This window comes from Devosia sp. RR2S18 (assembly GCF_030177755.1).
GTDB lineage: Bacteria > Pseudomonadota > Alphaproteobacteria > Rhizobiales > Devosiaceae > Devosia > Devosia rhizosphaerae.
Genome location: NZ_CP126539.1, coordinates 3,517,300 through 3,537,265, shown reverse-complemented (window position 1 = coordinate 3,537,265; position 19,966 = coordinate 3,517,300). Strand labels below are relative to the sequence as shown.

At 62.4% G+C, this 19,966-nt stretch carries 20 protein-coding genes and 1 riboswitch; of the genes, 14 read left to right on the top strand and 6 right to left on the bottom strand.

The genetic code is table 11. The features are described 5' to 3' along the window. Positions 1-106 precede the first annotated feature (106 nt). The 9 genes from QOV41_RS17420 to QOV41_RS17380 are packed head-to-tail and all read left to right on the top strand — an operon-like array spanning position 107 to position 9,730. Positions 107-454 (top strand): STAS domain-containing protein, encoded by a 348-nt coding sequence (locus QOV41_RS17420; RefSeq protein ID WP_284578090.1) that lies wholly within the window; start codon positions 107-109, stop codon positions 452-454. Beyond that, a complete protein-coding gene (locus QOV41_RS17415) occupies positions 451-819 on the top strand; it encodes a response regulator (RefSeq protein ID WP_284578088.1) in 369 nt (122 codons plus the stop codon). Before QOV41_RS17420 ends, QOV41_RS17415 begins: the two co-directional genes overlap by 4 nt. Next, the gene (locus QOV41_RS17410; protein ID WP_284578087.1) at positions 816-2,867 is read left to right on the top strand and encodes a chemotaxis protein CheA; all 2,052 of its coding nucleotides are present in this window, start codon (positions 816-818) and stop codon (positions 2,865-2,867) included. The genes QOV41_RS17415 and QOV41_RS17410 overlap by 4 nt, the downstream gene beginning before the upstream one ends. Further along, entirely contained in the window at positions 2,864-3,364 is a 501-nt protein-coding gene (locus tag QOV41_RS17405) for a chemotaxis protein CheW (RefSeq protein WP_284578086.1), read from the top strand. The genes QOV41_RS17410 and QOV41_RS17405 overlap by 4 nt, the downstream gene beginning before the upstream one ends. Further along, complete coding sequence (locus QOV41_RS17400; protein WP_284578085.1) at positions 3,361-5,457, top strand: HAMP domain-containing methyl-accepting chemotaxis protein; 2,097 nt, start codon at positions 3,361-3,363, stop codon at positions 5,455-5,457. The genes QOV41_RS17405 and QOV41_RS17400 overlap by 4 nt, the downstream gene beginning before the upstream one ends. 8 nt (positions 5,458-5,465) lie before the next feature. Next, a complete protein-coding gene (locus tag QOV41_RS17395) occupies positions 5,466-5,930 on the top strand; it encodes a chemotaxis protein CheW (RefSeq protein WP_284578084.1) in 465 nt (154 codons plus the stop codon). A 52-nt stretch (positions 5,931-5,982) separates the two neighbouring features. After that, on the top strand, positions 5,983-6,864 hold the full coding sequence (locus QOV41_RS17390) for a CheR family methyltransferase (protein WP_284578083.1): 882 nt from the start codon (positions 5,983-5,985) through the stop codon (positions 6,862-6,864). A gap of 7 nt (positions 6,865-6,871) precedes the next feature. Next, entirely contained in the window at positions 6,872-7,993 is a 1,122-nt protein-coding gene (locus tag QOV41_RS17385) for a protein-glutamate methylesterase/protein-glutamine glutaminase (protein WP_284578082.1), read from the top strand. A gap of 3 nt (positions 7,994-7,996) precedes the next feature. After that, the gene (locus tag QOV41_RS17380) at positions 7,997-9,730 is read left to right on the top strand and encodes a hypothetical protein (protein WP_284578081.1); all 1,734 of its coding nucleotides are present in this window, start codon (positions 7,997-7,999) and stop codon (positions 9,728-9,730) included. 7 nt (positions 9,731-9,737) lie between these two features. On the opposite strand, the gene QOV41_RS17375 is transcribed toward QOV41_RS17380, so the two are convergent. Next, positions 9,738-10,850 (bottom strand): 2'-deoxycytidine 5'-triphosphate deaminase, encoded by a 1,113-nt coding sequence (locus tag QOV41_RS17375; protein ID WP_284578079.1) that lies wholly within the window; start codon positions 10,848-10,850, stop codon positions 9,738-9,740. Positions 10,851-10,927: 77 nt separating this feature from the next. Further along, positions 10,928-11,003, top strand: a riboswitch (SAM riboswitch). A gap of 37 nt (positions 11,004-11,040) precedes the next feature. Here QOV41_RS17375 and metZ point away from each other — a divergent pair. After that, entirely contained in the window at positions 11,041-12,249 is a 1,209-nt protein-coding gene (gene metZ, locus QOV41_RS17370) for an O-succinylhomoserine sulfhydrylase (RefSeq protein WP_284578078.1), read from the top strand. A gap of 37 nt (positions 12,250-12,286) precedes the next feature. Further along, positions 12,287-13,081 (top strand): transporter substrate-binding domain-containing protein, encoded by a 795-nt coding sequence (locus QOV41_RS17365; RefSeq protein WP_284578077.1) that lies wholly within the window; start codon positions 12,287-12,289, stop codon positions 13,079-13,081. Here the strand turns inward: QOV41_RS17365 and QOV41_RS17360 are convergent. Continuing rightward, positions 13,078-13,491 (bottom strand): tellurite resistance TerB family protein, encoded by a 414-nt coding sequence (locus QOV41_RS17360; RefSeq protein ID WP_284578076.1) that lies wholly within the window; start codon positions 13,489-13,491, stop codon positions 13,078-13,080. The two genes, QOV41_RS17365 and QOV41_RS17360, sit on opposite strands and share 4 nt — an antisense overlap. A 131-nt stretch (positions 13,492-13,622) precedes the next feature. On the opposite strand from QOV41_RS17360, the gene QOV41_RS17355 reads away from it, so the two are divergent. After that, positions 13,623-15,239 (top strand): lysine--tRNA ligase, encoded by a 1,617-nt coding sequence (locus QOV41_RS17355; RefSeq protein ID WP_284578075.1) that lies wholly within the window; start codon positions 13,623-13,625, stop codon positions 15,237-15,239. Between the two features lie 70 nt (positions 15,240-15,309). On the opposite strand, the gene QOV41_RS17350 is transcribed toward QOV41_RS17355, so the two are convergent. Further along, a complete protein-coding gene (locus QOV41_RS17350; protein ID WP_284578074.1) occupies positions 15,310-15,948 on the bottom strand; it encodes a S24 family peptidase in 639 nt (212 codons plus the stop codon). A gap of 127 nt (positions 15,949-16,075) precedes the next feature. Between QOV41_RS17350 and QOV41_RS17345 the strand changes: the two genes are divergently transcribed. Both QOV41_RS17345 and QOV41_RS17340 read left to right on the top strand, forming a co-directional pair. Then, positions 16,076-16,432, top strand: a complete 357-nt coding sequence (locus QOV41_RS17345) for a DUF952 domain-containing protein (protein ID WP_284578072.1) — start codon at positions 16,076-16,078, stop codon at positions 16,430-16,432. Between the two features lie 29 nt (positions 16,433-16,461). Then, positions 16,462-17,538 carry a quinone-dependent dihydroorotate dehydrogenase gene (locus QOV41_RS17340; RefSeq protein WP_284581366.1) on the top strand — a complete coding sequence of 359 codons (1,077 nt, stop codon included), beginning with the start codon at positions 16,462-16,464 and terminating at the stop codon, positions 17,536-17,538. Here the strand turns inward: QOV41_RS17340 and QOV41_RS17335 are convergent. The 3 genes from QOV41_RS17335 to QOV41_RS17325 form a co-directional block, all read right to left on the bottom strand. Then, entirely contained in the window at positions 17,535-18,893 is a 1,359-nt protein-coding gene (locus QOV41_RS17335; protein WP_284578071.1) for an MATE family efflux transporter, read from the bottom strand. The two genes, QOV41_RS17340 and QOV41_RS17335, sit on opposite strands and share 4 nt — an antisense overlap. A gap of 88 nt (positions 18,894-18,981) precedes the next feature. Continuing rightward, positions 18,982-19,653 carry a nucleoside/nucleotide kinase family protein gene (locus QOV41_RS17330; RefSeq protein WP_284578070.1) on the bottom strand — a complete coding sequence of 224 codons (672 nt, stop codon included), beginning with the start codon at positions 19,651-19,653 and terminating at the stop codon, positions 18,982-18,984. Further along, complete coding sequence (locus tag QOV41_RS17325; protein ID WP_284578069.1) at positions 19,653-19,946, bottom strand: DUF6460 domain-containing protein; 294 nt, start codon at positions 19,944-19,946, stop codon at positions 19,653-19,655. The genes QOV41_RS17330 and QOV41_RS17325 overlap by 1 nt, the downstream gene beginning before the upstream one ends. Positions 19,947-19,966 lie beyond the last annotated feature (20 nt).

Genomic DNA, 19,966 nt, shown 5'->3' with positions numbered 1-19,966 from the left:
CACTTCATCGGATCTTCGAGATCCAATCCTAAACCGCTTCCCAGCGTATCTCTGCGGTAGAGTAGTCCATGTATTGCGTAATGCTCGTACTGGCCCGGTCATGGTCATGACCGGAGGCAGCCCCTATCTGGCCGAAATCAGCGGCGACGCTGGCATCAGGCATATCCAAGCCATCACGGAAACGTTGCGCAGCGCGCTTGCTTCCCATAATGCGGTGCTCGTGTCGTTAGACGAGGCGACGTGCGTCGATGTCAGTACCCTCCAGGTGCTGCTCGCGGCTCACAAACAGGCTGACAGCCTCGGCAAGTCGCTCGCCATGGCAGGACCTGCCAAGGGTCGCCTACGCGAACTCCTGACCGAAACGGGATTCCTTGATGCCGAGGGTGCGGCTGTGTCCGCTGAGGCTCGCTTCTGGGTCACTCCACTCCATCAGCCAAGGACAGTGTCGGCATGAGCAAGACCATTCTCACCATCGATGACTCTGCATCCATTCGCCAGATGGTGTCGATGACCCTGCAGAGCGCAGGCCTGGATGTCGTTGAAGCCATCAATGGCGCCGACGGCTACACCAAGGCGACGTCGCAGACGGTGCACGCGGTCATCACCGATCTCAATATGCCGGTGATGAACGGCATCGAGTTCATCCGCAAGTATCGCGAGCACCCCTCGAGCAAGGGCGTGCCGATCATCCTTTTGACCACCGAGTCCAACGAGGACCTCAAGCGCCAGGCCAAGGAAGCGGGTGCGACCGGCTGGATCGTGAAGCCGTTCAAGCAGGACCAACTCCTCGCCGTCATCAAGAAGGTTACGGGCGCATGAGCTTCCCCGATCCTACCGAAACCTTCCGCCAGGAAGCGCGGGAGCTGCTCGAGCAGCTCGAAAGCGGTCTGCTCGACCTTGAGCAGAACCCCGGCAATGACGACCTCGTCAACTCTGCCTTTCGGGCGCTCCACACCATCAAGGGCTCGGGCGCCATGTTCGGGTTCACCGCCGTAGCCTCGTTTGTCCACGAGTTCGAAACTGCCTTCGACCGGGTCCGCAAGGGCCAGGCGCCGGCTTCTCCCGAACTGGTCGGGGTCGCGCTCGACGCCAAGGACCACATTCACCAGCTGATCGAGCACCCTGATGCGCAGATCAGCGGTGGCGAGGAGATTCTCGAAGCTCTCCGCGCTGTGCTCGACGGTGCTCCAAAAGGCGGCGCCGAGATCGATCTTGACGCGACGCCCGAGCCGCAGCTCCAGGCCACACCAGCGCCGGAAGCCAAGCGCTGGCGCCTCCGCTTCAGCCTCCCCTCCGATGCCTTGGTGCACGGCACCAATCCGCTGCTGCTGCTGGACGAAATCCGGGCCATCGGCCCTTGCGTCATTACCCCGATCACCGATGCCATCCCGCCGCTGGACCTGCTCGATCCGGAGGCGGCGTATATAGGCTGGCAGGTTGACATCACGGCCGATGATCCCGCCGCTGCGCTTGAAGATGTCTTCCTTTTCCTGCGCGACGGCATGGAACTCTCGCTCGAGCAACTAACCGAAACAGAGACCGCTAACCTCTCGGCACCAGTAGAGGCGCCAGTATCTGAGCCCCAAACAGACCCCATGGCCGCGTCGACGCCTCTTAAGGCCGCCAAAACAAGCCCTAAGCAGGCCAAGATTGCCGACAAGGAGCCCGCACCGGAGCGCCAGGTCTCCTCGTCCATGCGCGTCGATGCCGAACGGCTGGACGAACTGATGGATCGGGTCGGCGAACTGGTGATCGCCCAGGCCCGGCTGACCCAGATCGCCGCCCAAAGCAGCGACGGCAATCTCAAGACGATCGCCGAGGAACTCGAGCGCCTGAGCTCAGGCCTGCGCGATACCACCATGGGCATTCGCATGGTGCCGATCGGGACGCTGTTCGGTCGCTTCCGGCGCCTCATCCATGATCTCTCGCGCGAACTGGGCAAGGAGATCGAGTTCGTCACCACCGGCGAGGAAACCGAGCTCGACAAGACCATGATCGAGCGTCTCGCCGACCCATTGGTCCACCTCATCCGCAACTCGGTGGACCACGGCCTTGAGGATGCAGAAACCCGCCAAAAAACTGGCAAGCCCGGTAAGGGCACGGTGCGCCTCTCGGCCGTCTATGCTGGCGCCGAAGTGGCAATTTCCGTCTCCGACGATGGTGCCGGGCTCAATGCCGAGCGCATCCGCGCCAAGGCGGAAGAGGCGGGACTTCTCGCGCCCGACGCCAAGATCGCCGACCAGGATCTTTGGCAGATGATCTTCGCTCCAGGGTTTTCGACGGCCAAGGAGGTGACCTCGCTCTCCGGCCGCGGTGTTGGGATGGATGTGGTGCGCCGCACCATCGATGGGTTGCGCGGCAGCATCGATGTCGCGACAACGCCGGGCCACGGCTCGACCATGACCCTGCGCCTGCCACTGACCCTGGCCATCATCGATGGCATGCTGGTCCGGGTCGGCAATGGCCGGTACACCATCCCGCTGTCGGCGGTGGAAGAATGTGTCGAGCTGCCGGAGGGCGTCGAAGCCAATGCCCGCGGCCGCAACTTCCTTGATATCCGCGGCAGCCTCGTGCCGTTCCTGCGCCTGCGCGAAGTGTTCGGGACTGCGGCGCCGGTCGAGCCGCACCAGAAGGTGGTGATCGTCTCCTCGGGCGAGGGCCGGGTGGGTCTGGTCGTCGATCAGATCATCGGCAACAACCAGACCGTCATCAAGCAGCTGAGCAAGCTGCATTCGGGGATCAAATCGTTCTCTGGCGCCACCATTCTGGGTGACGGCAGCGTAGCGCTCATTCTCGACACCGCGCATCTGGTCGCCCACGGTCAGAGCTATGTCGATCACTCTCGTGAACAGGGGAGGGCAGCATGAGCGCTGTTCCCAACACTTCGATGAAGGCGCTGACGCTACGCCTCCAGGACGAGCTCTTTGCCGTGGAGGCGGGCAGCGTCCGCGAGATCCTTGATCTTGTGCCGATCACCGAGGTGCCCAACGCCTCACCCTTCGTCAACGGGCTGATCAATGTACGCGGCCGCGTCGTGCCGCTGGCTGATCTCCGGGTCATGTTCGGCATGGATCGGCCTGAACCCGATCAAGATACCCGCATCGTTGTCATGGAAGTGGAGATCGACGGCGAGCCGACCGTCGCCGGCATTCTCGCCGACAAGGTCCATGACGTCACCGACATTGAAGCGGCTTCGATCGAAGAGGCGCCCAAGGTCGGCATGCGCTGGCGGCCCGAGTTCATCCGCGGCATCGGCAAGCGCGATGGCGGCTTCATCATCATCCCGGATCTAGGACGCATTTTCGAAACCCAGGGCGCCAGAACGGTCGCCCCAGCAGCTTCAGAAGAAAGGTCTGCATCGTGAGACTGACTATCAAAACCAAACTGGCGGCGGTGTTCACCGTCGTGGTTGCCATGTCCGCGGGGAGCATGTTCGTCGCGCTTCAAAATCTCGGTGCTCTGAACGAGAAGCTCGAGACCATCGTGAACGTACGGGCTGCCAATGTGGTGACATCGTCTCAGATGCAGACGAGCCTTGAGAGCCTGGGTTCGCGCATTCGGGCCCAAATTCTGACGACCGACCCTGACCTCAAGCAGGAGTACATCGCTTCCCTCGAGAGCGACTACACCGAACTGACGAGCGGCCTCGATCAGCTCAGTGCCAACGCCCCAGACTCCGCTACCCTCGAGCAGCTGCCCGTTTTCTCGGCCAAGCTCGATCAGATGTGGTCTGAAGCTCTGGCAACTCAAGAACACACCCTTAAAAACTCCGACGCGACCGCACTCCAGATCAGCCGCAGCGAAGGCAGCGGTGCTTTGGGTGTTTTCGAGGAAACCATGGCCGCGTTGCGCGCTTCACTTGAGCGTCGCGTCGCCTCAGGCGATCTGATGGCCTTTCCCGCCTACCAGGCAGCGACTGAGATGTTCGTAACCGGTAGCGACATGTTCCGGCAGCAGCGAAATGTGCTCCTGGCCGCGTCACAGGATCGCGCTTTGCAGGAGCAGTGGCATGCTGACTACCTTGCTGGCGTCGAGGCGAATGCGGGTCGTATCCCGGACATGCAACGGACAATGCCGCAGGGCGATATGGCTTTGTTCAATGCTGCGAGAACGGCCTACGACGACATGGTTGCGGCCATGAACAAGGCCGTTGCGGTGAGCATGGAAAATGGCGACTACTTTGCGATGCAAACCGCGTCGAACACGAACCTGCTGCTCGAGGAGGCCGATGGCATTTTGCAAGGACTTATCGACCACAATCAGGAGCTTATGGCAGAGGCTGATGTACAAGCTCAGCAACTCTACGAACATTCGATGATGCTATTGATTGGCATTCTCGCCGGTTCGGCCATAATCGCAGCAATAGCCGCCACCTGGATCGTTATCTCGATCTCTCGTGCTCTCTCGAGCGCCGTAAAACTCGCCAATGACGTGGCCGATGGCGACCTCAACGCGACCGCTGCTGTGAAATCGGACGACGAGGTCTCCGATCTCATCAAAGCGCTCAACGGCATGACGGCCAAGCTGCGTGAAGTCGTCGCCGAAGTGACCTCCGCCACCCGCAACGTTGCGGCCGGCAGCCAGGAAATGTCCGCCACGGCCGAACAGTTGAGCCAGGGTGCAACCGAGCAGGCGTCCTCGACCGAAGAGGCTTCCGCTTCGATGGAAGAAATGGCTGCCACCATTAAGCAGTCGGCCGACAATGCATCGCAGACCGAAAAGATCGCGCGCCAGTCCGCTGCCGACGCAATCGCCTCTGGCGAAGCTGTGAACAACGCTGTCACTGCCATGCAGACGATCGCCGAAAAGATCATGGTCGTGCAGGAAATCGCCCGCCAGACCGATCTCCTGGCGCTCAACGCGGCAGTGGAAGCTGCCCGTGCCGGCGAACATGGCCGCGGCTTTGCCGTGGTAGCCTCCGAAGTGCGTAAGCTCGCCGAACGCAGCCAGGCTGCGGCGGCAGAAATCTCTACGCTCTCGGGCACTACGGTAAAGGCCGCCCAGTCTGCCGGCGAAATGCTCGGCAAGCTGGTTCCCGATATCCAGCGCACGGCTGAACTGGTCGAGGAAATCTCGGCGGCCAGCCGTGAGCAGAATGCCGGTGCTAGCCAGATCAACACGGCCATCCAGCAGCTCGACAAGGTCACCCAGCAGAACACTTCGGCTGCCGAAGAAATGTCGGCGACCTCTGAAGAGCTGGCGAGCCAGGCCGAACAGCTGCAATCGGCGATCAGCTACTTCCGGGTCGATGATCGTCACGGTGCCAGCGAAGCTCCACTGGCCAGCCGTTCCAAGCCGTCCACCGCGGCACTGCGCGAGGCGATCCTTGCCAAGGCGCCTCATGTCGCTCCCCGCAAGCCGGCAGCCCGGGCAAGCAGCGGTGGTGGCTTCGATCTTGACCTCGATGACGGGCATGATGCGCTCGACGCCGAGTTCAGCCGCCGCGGCGCGGCCTGAGATCGGCCATGGCGGAACGGGCCCAATACGTAACTCTGGGCGTTGCGGAGGAACTCTTCGCAGCGCCGGTCGAGAAGGTGCAGGAAATCCTGGACATGCGACCCATCGCGCGGCTGCCCCAGGCGCCGGCAGCCCTGCTCGGCATGATCGACGTGCGTGGCCAGGGTGTTCCGGTGGTCGATCTGCGCCTGACCCTTGGTCTGCCGGAGACACCCGACACCGAAAACACCCGCATCATCGTCCTGGCCCTTGCGGGCCGGGGCGGGGATCTGCGGTTGGGGCTGCGTGCCGACCGGGTCTTCGAGGTGACTATCCTCGACGACGATGCCCTCGATCCGGCGCCCCCGGTGAGCGGCCTATGGTCAGGGCGCTGTATCGCCGGCATTGGCCGTCGTAACGGACGCTTCGTGACGGTGCTCGAGCTCGATCGGCTCCTCGGCGATTTTGAAGCCGCCACCTCTCAGGCTGCGTGATCTTCCGGCACGCCCAAATGGGCGTGCCGTCCCTTGTCTGGAGTACCAGGACTTGTCGCTTCTGACCCGCCCCGCGCCGGCCGCGGACCATGCCGACGCCGATCACCTCAGCCATCGTGACTACGGCCGTATCTCCCAACTGATTGGCGATGAAACCGGCATTAAGCTGCCGCCTGCCAAACGGCTGATGATCGAAGGCCGTTTGCGCAAGCGCGTGCGTGCGCTGGGCCTGCGAGGGTTGGACGACTACAGCCATTTCCTCTTTCAGCGCGGCGGCCTCGCCGCTGAACGGGTCCACCTGATTGACGCGGTCACCACCAACAAGACCGACTTCTTTCGCGAGCCCGAACACTTCAACCTGCTCGAGCGCAAGCTCGTCCCGGATCTGCTGGAACTTCGCAACGGTGAGCGGCAGCCTCTGATCAAAGTGTGGAGCGCGGCATCCTCCACAGGCGCCGAAGCGTACACCACTGCCATGGTGCTGGCCGACCTAGCGGCCCAGCGGCGCGATTTCCGCTTCGCCATTTTGGGTACGGACATCTCGACATCCGTGCTTAAACAAGCCGAACGGGCCGTTTACCCAACCGAGTTCGTCGCGCCGGTACCGCCCGAGAAAAACGGTCGCTATCTGATGCATGCCCGCAAACAAGGCTTGCGTCCCGAGGTGCGAATAGTCCCTGAACTGCGCCGGCTCGTCCAGTTCGCTCGGCTCAACCTCATGGATACCTCGTACCCCTTTGACCGGGATGTGGACGTCATCTTCCTGCGCAATGTCCTGATCTATTTCGATAAGGCCGACCAGGAGAAGGTGATCCTGCGCCTGATCGGACATTTGCGGTGCGGCGGTTATCTAATTCTTGGGCATTCCGAATCCATGATCGGTACCGCGGTGACCATGCGTCAGGTTGCCCCCGCCGTTTTCCAGAAGCCGTGAGCAGGGCATGACGTTCTCCAGCCGCAAAATCCGCGTCCTTATCGTCGACGACAGCGCCTCGGTCCGCATGACCTTGAGCGAGATTATTGGCAGCGATCCCGATCTCGAGGTGATGGCGACGGCTGCCGACCCTTACGTTGCAGTCGAGCGCATCCGCCAGGAAGTGCCCGACGTCATGTTCCTCGATATCGAACTGCCGCGCATGGACGGGTTGACCTTCCTGCGCAAGATCATGGCGCAGCGGCCTATCCCCGTGGTCATCTGCTCCAGCCTTGCCGAGGCGGGATCGGATACCTTGATGCAGGCGCTTGAAGCGGGTGCCGTGGACGTGGTGACTAAGCCGCGCGTGGACACCGCCCAATTCCTCCAGGAATCACGGATGCGGATCTGTGATGCCGCCAAGGCCGCTGCGCACGCCAAGTTCCGCGGTGTGCACAAGCCGGCGCCCCGCCTCGTTGTGGAAGCCAAGCTGGACGCGGACGCGATCATCCCACCCCATTCCGAGGCGCGCGCCGCTTCCGTCCGCGCTCGGCAGCCCGATACCGATCCGATCATCTGCATCGGCGCATCCACCGGCGGCACCGAGGCCCTGCGGGAGGTGCTTGAGCCCCTGCCCGCCATCTCACCCGCAATCCTCATCGTGCAGCACATGCCGGAGAACTTCACCAACGCTTTCGCCCGGCGCCTCAACAACATGTGCGCCATCGAAGTCAAGGAGGCCGAGGATGGCGACGTGGTGCTGCCAGGTCGAGCGCTGATCGCCCCCGGCAATCGCCACATGCTGCTGCAACGCACTGGCACGCGCTATACGGTTAGCATCGTCGATGGTCCGCACGTTTCGCGTCACCGGCCATCGGTCGATGTTCTTTTTCGTTCCGCCTCGCAAACTGCCGGTCGCAATGCCATGGGCGTGTTGCTGACTGGCATGGGCGACGATGGTGCGCGGGGCCTGCTCGAAATGCGTCAGGCCGGCAGCTACACCCTTGCTCAGGACGAGGAAAGCTGTGTTGTTTTCGGCATGCCCAAGGAAGCCATTCAGCGAGGGGCAGCGGCCAAAACCGTGCCGCTCAATCGCGTCGCCGGCGAGATCGGCATCTACGCCCGCGCTCCGCGGCGAACCGGGAGTTAATCGGTGATCCCTGCACTTGCGCATGAGCGCTCCACAGCGGCCTCCATCAGCCTAGAGGCGCTGATCGCCGCACTGGCCGAACCCCGCGAACAGATAGAAAGCACCTTCGTATCGGTTGGTGCGCGCCTGTCTGAAGGCGCCACTCTGCTCAACCGGGTCACCAAAGTCTTTGAAGCGCTACCCGCCCAGCTCGAAAGCCCCGAGCTCAAGGACGCGGCAGAGCGGCTCCACGCAGTTGGGCACGAGGCTGAGGCGATCTCAGCCCTTTTCGCAACCGAACAGGCGGATCTTGCTCGGCTCGTAGAGGTCGTCACCGCGGCGCATCACCCGATCGCGGATTTGCGTCGAACGGTAAAGATGATGGGCATCGTCGCCATCAACGCCCGCGTGGTTGCTGCGGCCGTCGTGGGAGATCGCGACGACTTCGACGTGTTTACGACCGACATCGCCAAGCTTTCCGACGGCGCCAACCAGACCCTTCAAGAATTCACGGCGGTCTACCGCCAGCTTGTTGATGCGGTAGAGTCCGCAGCCCAGCAGCGGCAGCGCTTCGAGACCGCTCACGCCCACAGCCTGACCGCTTTAGCGCAGAGCTTGCGTATAACTCTTGGCTCGGTTGCAGCGCAGCAGCATCTGTCGGTGGAGAGCAGCTCGGAAACAAGCCGTGTCACCCGCCAGATCGTCGGCCGGATCGCGCAGGCCGTGATGGCGCTGCAAGTCGGCGACGCAACACGGCAGCGTCTCGAGCACGTCGAAGCAGGGCTGGACAAGATGTGCAGACTGCTCGATGGCGATCTATTAGAGCAGGACGCTGCAGACATCCGTGCTGTGATCGGTACCCTCGAGGCCCAACAACTCGCCGCTGCAACCGAGGCCTTCTCGAGCGATATCTCGGAAGCCAACGATGCGCTTGCCGAACTTGCCAGCGATGCCCGCAGCATCATGGACCGGAGCCGCAGCATCTACGGCGACGGGAAAGGTAAATCGGCTCTGACCCAGCTCAGCACCGAGGTGCGTGCTGCCGCCGCCGTGCTGCGTAATTGCGACGGCGAGCGCACCAAGCTCGGCGTCGTGGCAAACGCTGTTCAGAATACAGTCAGAATTCTCCTCGGGCACGTTGAAGCGGTCCAAGAAATCGAGGCAAACATGCGCCTTGTAAGCCTCAATGCGGCAGTGAAATGTGCCCAGCTTGGCCCCCGCGGCGCCGCGCTCAACGTCATCGCCAGCCAGCTGCGGGAGCTCACCGGCGAAACGGTCGCAGCCGCCGAATCTGCAATGTCAGGCCTGCACGAGGCGGCCGAACTGGCGCAATCCTTCGGGGCTACCGCGACCGGAGCTGCCGCCGGCAGGATTGGCGAATTGGAGCAGCAGGCAAACGGCGCACTTTCGATGCTCGAGGCAGTCGACCGCTCGCTGGCGGAAGCCTTGGCGACGCTCAACCGAGACGGGCCGATCGTTATCGGCCTACTTGGGCAAGCCGCCAACACCTTTGGCAATCACTCCGACATCGCCGAATCCCTGGCGGATTTGCAGCTGCAACTACTGGATCAATGCTCCTCAGAAGTGCCGCAGGAGTTTGCTCCTGTTCTGGTTGAAACGCTCAGCGAGCTTCGCAACACTTACACCATGGGCGCAGAGCGGCAGATCCATGATGGTGTGTTCGGCCGGGCGGTCCCGATGCCAGTTGCTGCCAACGACCAGCCGGCCGAGGCAGAGCTCGACGACATCTTCTTCTGATGCCGCCCTAGGGCGTATAGGGCTTGAAGTGCTTGGAGAGCTTGAGGCTCTGCGCTTGGTAATTGGACCCCAGCGCACTGCCATAGAGCCGCTCGGGCGGCTCGGCCAGTTGCTCATAGATCAGCCGCCCGATGGTCTGGCCGTGCTGGAGCAGGAATGGCACCTCGCGGCTGCGCACCTCCAGCACTGCGCGGCTCCCTGTGCCCCCCGCGGCTGAATGCCCAAAACCGGGATCGAAGAAACCGGCGTAATGAACCCGGAACTCACCCACTAGCGGGTCGAACGGCACCATTTCGGCAGCATGAGTGGGCGGCACGTGCACGGCCTCATCGCTCACGAGAATGTAGAACTCATCGGGATCAAGGATGAGTTCTTCGCGGCCGCGGTTGAAGATGGGCTCCCAGAAGTCGAGCACATCGAGCGCGCCCTTCTTGTCCACATCAACCACAGCGGTGTGACGTTTGGAACGGAAGCCAACCAGCCCGCTGCGCCCATCTCCCTTTAGATCGATCGACAGGGCTATGCCGTCTCCTACCGGGTGGTTGCCAGCGAACACCAGCGTATCACTGGCGTGGAGGGCCTGGTGCTCTGTGGCCGACAGCCGTGTATCGCCAGAGCGGAAGCGCATCTGGCTCAGCCGTGAGCCAGTGCGCACCAACACCGGGAAAGTTCGGGGGCTGACCTCTAGATAAAGGGGGCCCGCATACCCGTTCGGCATCTGGTCGAAGCCGCGGGCTCGATCACCGATCACCCGCGTGAACACATCAAGCCGGCCAGTGGAACTCTTGGGGTTGGCTGAGGCGCTGACGTTCGGCGGCAGTGCGAGGCCTTCCTGCAGCGGCACGAGGTAGACACAGCCCCGCTCCAGCACGGCGCCGCGCGTGAGATCGATCTCGTGCAGCTTCAAGGCATCAATGCGTTCAGCGACGGAGTGACTGGGACCAGGCAAAAAGCTCGACCGGACGCGGTAGGCCACGTCCCCCAACCGCAGATCCAGGCTTGCCGGTTGCACCTGGTCGTCGTCGAAGGGGCGGGGCATACGAATGGCATCGGTCTGCCGCAGCTTTTCGATCAGCCGGGCAGAGAAAACTCCTCTTGGCCAGCGCTCTTGCTCGTCCATGGCGATGGGGTTCCTGCGGTGCTTTGATCTTCCCTACCAATCCCGGTGATTGACGCCAACAGACAATTGGCTTTACATCACAGCCCAGTGGTGATTTGGCCGGTCGCTTGCAGCCACTTAAAAGAAATTGCTAAAGACCGTTGGAACCGGCCGCCATTCGCGTGCCGGTTTTTTGTTGGAAAGTGTGCTGATGTCCAAGGCGAACAATCCCCTCCAAGATCCCGCCCGTCGTTCGGCCGCAACGCAGATGGTGCATGGCGGCACCAAGCGCTCCGAGTTCAACGAGACCAGCGAAGCGCTATTTCTGAATTCCGGCTACGCTTATCCAAGCTCGGAACATGCCGAATTGCTGTTCCAGGGCAAAGTACCCGGCGGGCACAATTACTCGCGTTTTGCCAATCCCAGCTATGACATGTTCCAGGATCGTATGGCGCTTCTGGAAGGCGCTGAGGCAGCCCGGGCCTTCGCTACGGGAATGGCGGCGGTGACCAATGCGATCATGAGCCAGGTGCGGGCGGGCGACCATATCGTGGCCTCCCAGGCGCTGTTCGGTGGCTGCCGCTATGTGGTGGAGGATTATGCCCCGCGCTTTGGCGTTGCTTCCACGCTCGTCGATGGCCGCGATCCCGCCAACTTCGCTGCAGCGATGCAGCCGAACACCAAGATCGTGTTCATCGAAACCCCCACCAACCCGACGCTGGAGCTCGTGGACATTAGGGCCGTTGCGGATATTGCCCACGCTCATGGTGCAAAGCTCATCGTCGACAATGTCTTCAGCACAGCCCTCTACCAGAAGCCGCTGGAGCTGGGCGCCGATCTGGTCACCTATTCCGCCACCAAGCATATCGATGGACAGGGTAGGGTGATGGGCGGCATCGTGCTTGGTTCGAAGGCGCTCATAGAGGGCGACATTCACACCTTCCTACGCCACACCGGTCCGACCCTATCGCCATTCAATGCCTGGGTACTGACCAAAGGGCTCGAGACCTACGCTCTGCGGGTCAGGCAGATGACTGACAGCGCCGAGAAACTCGCCGAAGCGCTGGCATCACATCCCAAGGTCGAACGGGTGATCTACCCGCATCATCCCAGCCACCCGCAATATGAGCTGGCCAAGCGGCAGATGCTGCGCGGCTCGACCTTGATGGCGCTTGACGTCAGGGGAGGGCAGCAGGCGGCGTTCACGCTGGCAGACTCGCTGGCGGTGATCCTGATTTCCAACAATCTGGGTGATGCCAAGTCGCTGATCACCCACCCACGCACCACCACCCACCAGCGGTTGACGGAGGAAGTCAGGCTGGCAACCGGCGTCACCCCGGGTCTGCTGCGCCTCTCGGTGGGCTTGGAGGATCCCGACGACCTGATCGCCGATTTGTTGTATGGCCTGGACCAGGTCTGACGTGGTGAAGGGGACCCATCTGGCAACCCGAGGTGCAATGGCGCTGTTGCTGCTTTCGCTCGGCAGTGCAGCAGCATTTGCGCAGGTAATGCCTTATCATGCGGATCCAACCGCTCGCGAGCTGGCGCGGGACAACACAGTCCCTGCGATCCGCTTTCTGACCACTGCCGACTTCCCGCCGTTCAACTTCCGCGACGCTAGCGGCGAACTCATCGGCTTCAACGTGGATCTTGCGAAGCGCATCTGCGCGGAAGTGGATGTCGCCTGTACCATCCAAGCCTGGCCCTGGGACCAGGCTGCGGACGCCCTGGCCGACAATCAGGGCGATGCGCTGATCGCCGGTCTATCGCTGACGCCGGAGAATGGCGAACGCTTCGACTACTCCTCCGTCTACCTTGAACTCCCCGGCCGTTTCGTCACCCGCACGGAAGATTTGCCTGACTTCGATGTGTCCGGCGTGAGCGTCGACACAGTGGGCGTGCGTGCGGGGAGTGCGCATGAAGCTTTTCTCGCCCGCTACATCCCAGGTGCCGAGATTGTCGGACATGACAGCGAAATCGAAGCGCTCCAAGCGCTGCAGGCGGGGGATGTGGATGTGTTCTTCGGCGATGCAATGCGCGCCTCGTTCTGGCTGAACGACAATCTCGACTGCTGCGGCTTTGCCGGCGAGCCCTACTTCCGTCCCAAGCTCTTCGGGGAGGGCTTAGCCATTGCCCTGCCGGCAGGGCAAGACAACATGCGGCACGTCATCGACTGGGCGCTGGTGCGGCTGACTGAAAGCGGCGCCCTGGATGAACTCTATCTGCGTTGGTTTCCAGTGGGGTTCTATTAAGCCGGCATGCGCCGGTGGCGGGCGCGCGCCGCGACCTCAATCGCGGCTGTTGTCAGGCGATCAAGCTCCAGTCGGTCGCGCAGCATCTCAAGAAACCGCAGTTCCTCCTGCTCGAGGAACAGATCGACAGCCGTCACCTCGACAGCGAGCGCATATGCGGTGTCCTGCAGTTTCTTGGGCAGAGTGTCGATCACCTGGTCGAGCAGACCATCAAGACCTTCAGGGCCATTGAGCTTGTCGGCACAGGCGTTGGCTACGTCCTCCAGCCGGTCGATGTCGAAACCTTCGAACACCGGCAACCTGCCGATAAGTGCCTGAATGCGCGCAAGCTCCCGATCGGTGATGGCGCTGTCGGAGGTGGCGGCGACGATCATCAGATGGATAAGTGCATCTTGTGCGGCAGTGGACATGGGGCTTCCCTGTTGCTCGAATGGCGAACACCTAGGCATCCTCCGCCAGCTTGGCAAGCGCCTGCCACGTTGACGTTGGCGATGGGGGATGCAACACACCAGCCGCACTCTCTTGTTGAAAGGCTTATTCCTTGTCGCCCGCTCCGTTGCCCGAACTCGATCCGGCGTTCTTTGACGCTGCCCAGACTGCCCGTGCCTGGCCGTTCGAGGAAGCACGCAAACTGGTCAAGCGGCTGGAAAAGAGCGGCAAGGGAGAGGCCTTGTTCGAGACCGGCTACGGCCCCTCTGGCCTGCCCCATATCGGCACCTTCGGGGAGGTGGCGCGCACCACCATGGTGCGAACCGCCTTTCGCCTGCTGACCCGCGACGAGATCCCGACGCGCCTCATCTGCTTTTCCGATGACCTCGACGGCATGCGCAAGATTCCCGATACCGTACCCTCCAAGGAGGCCATGGAGCCGCATCTGCAAAAGCCGCTGACTTCGGTGCCGGACCCCTGGACCAATGAGTTCACCAGCTTTGGCGATCACAACAACGCCATGCTGCGCCGGTTTCTCGATACCTTTGGGTTCGACTACGAGTTCGCCAGCGCCACGGACTACTACAAGTCCGGCAAGTTTGACGCGGTGCTGCTGCGTGCGGCTGAGCGGTACGACGATATCATGAAGGTGATGCTGCCCACGCTGGGCGCCGAGCGGCAGGCGACCTATTCGCCTTTCCTGCCCATCTCTCCGATCAGCGGGCGCGTCCTTTACGTGCCGATGAAGGAGGTCAACGCCAAGGACGGTACAATCACCTTTGCCGACGAGGATGGTGGCGACACTACTCTTCCGGTCACGGGCGGCAATGTGAAGCTGCAGTGGAAGCCCGATTTCGGCATGCGTTGGGCCGCCCTGGGCGTCGATTTCGAGATGTTCGGCAAGGACCACCAGACCAATCAGGTCCTTTACGACAGGATCTGCGCCATCCTGGGCGGCACACCGCCGGAGCACTATGTCTATGAGTTGTTCCTCGATTCCGAGGGGCAGAAGATCTCCAAGTCCAAGGGCAATGGGCTGACCATCGATGAATGGTTGACGTATGCCTCCACCGAAAGCCTGGGTCTTTACATGTTCCAGAAGCCTCGGGTGGCCAAGCGGCTCCACTTCGATGTCATTCCCCGTCAGGTGGATGACTACTATGCGCATGTGGCTGCCTACCAAACGCAAGACGTGGCAGCGCGGCTGGAGAACCCGGCCTTTCATGTGCATTACGGTGATGTGCCGAACCCCGAAGTGCCGCTGAGCTTTGCGCTGTTGCTCAACCTTGTGGCGACGGCAAACGCCCAGGAAACCAAGGTTCTGTGGGGCTTTATCTCGCGCTATATTCCCGGGGCGAGTGCGGCGAGCCACCCGGAGCTGGATAAGCTGGCCGGCTACGCCGTGCGGTACTTTAACGACAAGGTCAAGCCGCTCAAGACGTATCGCGCAGCAACGGAACAGGAGCGGGCGGCCCTGCAAGATCTGCATGATCGGCTGGCTGCGCATGAGGGGTCGATCGACGCCGAAGAGCTGCAGAACCTCGTCTATGAGATTGGAAAGACACACCAATTCGAGCCGCTGCGCGACTGGTTCAAGGCCATCTACCAGGTGCTGTTGGGCGAGGACCAGGGGCCGCGCTTTGGCTCGTTCATTGCCCTGTTCGGGGTGGCTGAAACGCGTGCCTTGATCGCCGAGGCGCTGGCCGGGAAGCTCCTCAAAACCGCCTAGCTCGCTCGATCTACTGTCGCAAATGCGCGCTTAGGGGTAACGGACTGTTGCCCGTGGACGCAGCAATTCGCTACTGACTGGCCCAAATAATGCGCGCCACCCATTCAAGATCGACGAGGTCGATAATGCGGGGCGCATAGGCGGGGTTGAGCGAGTGCAATTCGATCTGCTTGGCCGTTTGGCGGTGGAGGATTTTTGCCATTACCTCGCCGTCCCGAGTCTTGACGACGACACGATCACCGCGCCGCACCTGCTCGGTTGGTGAGACGACGATCCGGTCGCCTTCGCGATAGAGCGGCTCCATGGAGTCGCCCTGCACTTCGAGCGCATAGATGCCGTTTTCACCGGGTGAGGGCAGGGCAACTTCGTCCCAGCCCTGACCGGCGGGAAAACCAGCGCTGTCGAAGAAGCCGCCGGTGCCCGCTTGCGCAAGGCCAAGGAGTGGCACGGTGGGAAGAAACCGGCGGGTACCTGTTTGCAGAAACGTGCCGCCCGCAAGGAAGCTGTCAAAGCTCTCGCCGGTAACTTCGAGCACCTTGGCGATGCTCTCGGTCGAGGGCCAACGCTCGCGGCCATCCTTGCTGACGCGCTTGGAAACGTTGAAGGCGGTGGCATCGAGACCGGCCAGCTTGGCCAGCGCCGAAACGGAGTGGCCATGCCGACGCGCCAGGGCGTCGATCCCATCCCAAATGGCGCTATGTGAGAGCATGGCAATTTCCTTCAGAGGAAATCAATCTTAGGTGCGGAAGATAGTCCTATATGTAGCGGTGGGGGCTTGGCTTGTAAAGCGCTCGCGGCGCTTGATGGGCAAAGCGCCGCCTATTAGGGTCCGCGCCATGACGCATCCAGAGCTCATCTACAAGATCGCCACTCAAACCGCCTATGGTCCTGCTCGCACCAGCGACAGTTTCGAGGGCATGCCCATCGACGCATCGGATGGCTATATGCACTTCTCGACCGCCGAGCAGTTGCAGGAAACCCTGCGGCTGCACTTCAAGGGACAAGCCGATCTGGTGCTGCTGGCGGTTCGCACGAATGACCTGAGTGATCGGCTGGTCTGGGAGCCATCACGTGGCGGGCAACTGTTTCCCCATCTTTATGGCGGCCCGCTTCCCACGAGTGCGATCGCGTGGGAGGAGACGATCAGCGTTGCCACTGACGGCAGTGTCAGCCTTCCCGAGGCTGCTCGATGATCTTTTCTGCCCTCTCGCCGCTCCTGCGCATGCCGGGGGTCTCCGGCCTGACGCAGCAGACGCTGCTCAAGATGGATCCCGAGACAGCGCATGGTGCAACGATCACCGCGCTGAAGCTGGGCCTGGCGCCAGAGCAAGAGCATGCTGACGGCCCAGAGCTGCGTACGACCCTATGTGGGCTAGACCTCAAGAACCCGGTGGGCATGGCGGCGGGCTTCGACAAGAACGCCGAAGTGCCGCGCCCGTTGGCGCTGATGGGCTTCGGCATGGTCGAGATCGGCACAGTTACGCCGCGCCCGCAATCTGGCAATCCCAAGCCGCGCCTGTTTCGCATCGGCGCGTCCGAAGGGGTCATCAACCGCATGGGGTTCAACAATGAGGGGCATGAGGCGGCTTTTGCGCGGCTTAAAGGGCTGCGCGTGCCTGCGGCCCTAGGCGTCAATATCGGCGCCAACAAGGATACCGAGGACTTCGTCGCCGACTATGTTGCCGGTGTCCGCCGCTTTGCCGATCTCGCCGACTATCTGACCGTCAATGTCTCGTCGCCCAACACGCCGGGCTTGCGCAACCTGCAGGCCGACGAAGCGCTAAAGCGCCTCTTGGGTGAGGTGCTGTCGGCCCGCGCCAAGGCCATGACGCGGGTGCCGGTGCTGCTCAAGATCGCTCCGGATCTCGACGAGGCCGCGCTCGATGCAATCGCTCGCGTCGTGCTCGAGACCGATCTCGACGGGCTCATTGTGTCCAATACAACGATCAACCGCGACATGGTTGCGGGCCAGGAGAATGCGAGCGAAACAGGCGGCCTTTCCGGCAAGCCGCTGTTCATGCTCTCGACGCAGCGCCTGGCGCAGATGCGGCAGCGCGTCGGCGACCTGCCCATCATCGGAGTCGGCGGCATTCACTCGCCGCAAACGGCCCTTGCCAAGTTTGAGGCTGGCGCCAATGCCGTGCAGCTCTATTCGGCTCTGGTCTTTGGTGGGCTCGACCTTTTGGCTGGGATCAAGCGCGGCCTGGTTGCCGCCGTGCGGGCGCAGGGCCAGACCAATGTCAGCCAAGTGGTCGGCAGGAGAACTGAGGAGTGGGCTGCGGGTCGCGGAACGCTCTAATGGGCTGGGGCGAAGAGCCCCGCCTTCCGCCGCTCCAGCGCCCACCAGTAGATCGCGCCGCGGGCCAGGAACCAGGCGTGCATCGCACCCCAGAGGCCCCAATTGCCAAAGGCCGGTTGCAATGTGAGTGCGGCCACCAGAAACACGACGAGCGAAACCACCATACCATTGCGCATGGTGGTGTTGAGCGTGCTGCCGATCAGGATGCCGTCATAGATAAAGGCCGGCATGAAGGTGAGCGCGCAGAGAACGGCTATAGGCAGATAGGCGAGGGCATAGTCGCGCACCGCTTTGTTGGTCGTCATGAAGCCAATGACCCAAGGCCCGCTCAGATACCACAACAGCCCCAGCCCCACGGCGAGCAGCAGGCCCAGTTGCATGGAAAGCCCGTAGGCGCGTTCATAGGCGGGGCGCCAATTGGCGCCGACCGCCTTGCCCGTCAGTTGCTCGGCCGCTTGGGCGATCCCATCCATGAAATAGCCGGCCACCATCAGGAGATTGAGGAGGATGGCGTTGGCCGATAGTGCCACCTCGCCCATGCGCGAGCCCTGCGCGGCAAACCAGGCATAGGCCCCCATGAGGGCCGCGGAGCGGATCATCAAATCGCGGCTGAGCCCAAACATGCGTTTGACGGCGACCGCGTCGCGCAACTCGCCGGGCTCGATCCGCCGCAACACGGCCCCGAACCCGCCATAATGGCGCAGCAGCAGCGCAATGCCGAGCGAGGCGGCAACAATTTGGCCAACCACCGTGGCGATGGCGGCGCCGGGCACGCCCCAGCCCAGGCCATGCACGAACCAGATGGAAAGTGTGATGTCGATGCCGTGGAGCAGGATTTGGAGCGCCATGCCGGTCTTGGCCGCGGCGCGCCCATAGAACCAGCCAAGCAGGGCATAGTTGATGAGCGAGAAGGGCGCCGACCAGATGCGCCAATTAAAATAGTCCGCCAGAGCCGCGCTAGCCCCGGCTTCGGGCGCAAGGAGCGCGGTGGAAAGCCAGAGGATGGGCGCCGCGAGCGCGATCATCAGCACGCCGATGCCGACGCCGAGGAGAATGGCGCGGCTGACATGGAGGAGGCCTTCGCGCGGGTCACGCGAACCGATGGCCTGGGCCACGAGCCCCGCCGTTCCGATGCGGAGGAAGTAGGCGAGCGAAAAGATGATGTCGAAGACCAGCGCGCCCAGCACTAGGCCGCCCAATAGTCCCGCATCCCCCAACCGGCCAATGACCACAATATCGACCAGCCCCACCAAAGGCTCGGTTATAAAGGCGATAGAGGCGGGAAGGGCGATGCGCCACACATCGGCGCGGCGAACGTCAAACGGATATTGCGGGCGGGCAGACAGGGCGGTCATCGGCTAGACTCGGCGGCGGGGAGCCGCGCTTTTCTAGCCTCACGCCAAAGCGCCGAGAAGAGGGATATTCCAGGGCGGGCACGGTTTGCTAGTTGGCAACATCCAGTTCGATGATGACGTCCGCGCGGTCCTGCGACTGCACCACGAGATCATAATTGGGCAGGTCGTTGCGCTCGATATGGGCGCGGTTGCGCTCTTCGGTGAAGAGCCCCTCTTCGGCGTGCCGCTTGAGCAAGCGGGCACGAACGAGGTCGCGCGGTACATCAAGGAAGACGGCATAGTCGAGCAGCGACCGCACGCCGGCCCATGGTGGGTCGGTTAGGAGGAGGTAGTTGCCCTCGATGATCAGCACTCGCACTTCGGGCGGGACGGTAAAGGCATCGTCCACCACATCTTCGATTTTGCGGGAATAGCCGGGGCCGCTGACATGTTCGCGTGCGTGCTTGAGGTGGTGGAGGAAGCTGACAAAGGCGGCACCCTCGAAAGTGTGCGGGGCGCCCTTGCGGTCCGTCTGGCCCAGCTCTTCGAGCTTGGCGTGCCGCATGTGAAAGCCGTCCATCGGCACCAGCGCAGCGCTGCCCGGATGAAGGGCGTTGAGCATGTTGAGAAGGGCGACGCCCATCGTCGACTTGCCGACGCCAGGACCGCCGGCAAGCCCAATAGCGATACGCTGCCCCTGCGCCTCGCTCTCCATCTGCTGGATATGCGGAACGAGCCGCGCCTGCGCTGCCTGTGGGGTGAGCCTCAGCCGCTCCGGCATCAACGCGCCTTGAGCAGGCGCATGAGAAGCCAGATGGGCAGCACCACCGCTGCGCCGGTGAGGATATAGCCGCCAACGCTGCCAAAAGCGCCAAAGCCGTCGCGAATGGCGGTCTCTACCAACTCGATTGCGCCGGACACGAGATCCTGCACATCGACGCCGAAGAGGGTCATGAGGAAGCCGACGACGAGCGACAGCAGAACTAGCCGCACGGCAACGGCGCCCGGCCTGCCGCCGATCAGCCGCTCGATACCACTGCGGCGTTCGTCACGGACGGGGTAGTTCTCGCTCATCGGTGTCCTGGGGCTGGTTG

Excerpts from the sequence above, each read along its gene's own strand:
- QOV41_RS17415 (WP_284578088.1), top strand. The coding sequence starts at position 451 with ATGAGCAAGACCATTCTCACCATCGATGACTCTGCATCCATTCGCCAG.
- QOV41_RS17395 (WP_284578084.1), top strand. The coding sequence starts at position 5,466 with ATGGCGGAACGGGCCCAATACGTAACTCTGGGCGTTGCGGAGGAACTC.
- QOV41_RS17330 (WP_284578070.1), bottom strand. The coding sequence starts at position 19,653 with ATGCCGGAGCGGCTGAGGCTCACCCCACAGGCAGCGCAGGCGCGGCTC.
- QOV41_RS17340 (WP_284581366.1), top strand. The coding sequence starts at position 16,462 with ATGCCGGGGGTCTCCGGCCTGACGCAGCAGACGCTGCTCAAGATGGAT.
- QOV41_RS17345 (WP_284578072.1), top strand. The coding sequence starts at position 16,076 with ATGACGCATCCAGAGCTCATCTACAAGATCGCCACTCAAACCGCCTAT.
- QOV41_RS17325 (WP_284578069.1), bottom strand. The coding sequence starts at position 19,946 with ATGAGCGAGAACTACCCCGTCCGTGACGAACGCCGCAGTGGTATCGAG.
- QOV41_RS17405 (WP_284578086.1), top strand. The coding sequence starts at position 2,864 with ATGAGCGCTGTTCCCAACACTTCGATGAAGGCGCTGACGCTACGCCTC.
- metZ (WP_284578078.1), top strand. The coding sequence starts at position 11,041 with ATGTCCAAGGCGAACAATCCCCTCCAAGATCCCGCCCGTCGTTCGGCC.
- QOV41_RS17385 (WP_284578082.1), top strand. The coding sequence starts at position 6,872 with ATGACGTTCTCCAGCCGCAAAATCCGCGTCCTTATCGTCGACGACAGC.
- QOV41_RS17360 (WP_284578076.1), bottom strand. The coding sequence starts at position 13,491 with ATGTCCACTGCCGCACAAGATGCACTTATCCATCTGATGATCGTCGCC.
- QOV41_RS17350 (WP_284578074.1), bottom strand. The coding sequence starts at position 15,948 with ATGCTCTCACATAGCGCCATTTGGGATGGGATCGACGCCCTGGCGCGT.
- QOV41_RS17335 (WP_284578071.1), bottom strand. The coding sequence starts at position 18,893 with ATGACCGCCCTGTCTGCCCGCCCGCAATATCCGTTTGACGTTCGCCGC.
- QOV41_RS17410 (WP_284578087.1), top strand. The coding sequence starts at position 816 with ATGAGCTTCCCCGATCCTACCGAAACCTTCCGCCAGGAAGCGCGGGAG.
- QOV41_RS17420 (WP_284578090.1), top strand. The coding sequence starts at position 107 with ATGACCGGAGGCAGCCCCTATCTGGCCGAAATCAGCGGCGACGCTGGC.
- QOV41_RS17375 (WP_284578079.1), bottom strand. The coding sequence starts at position 10,850 with ATGGACGAGCAAGAGCGCTGGCCAAGAGGAGTTTTCTCTGCCCGGCTG.
- QOV41_RS17365 (WP_284578077.1), top strand. The coding sequence starts at position 12,287 with ATGGCGCTGTTGCTGCTTTCGCTCGGCAGTGCAGCAGCATTTGCGCAG.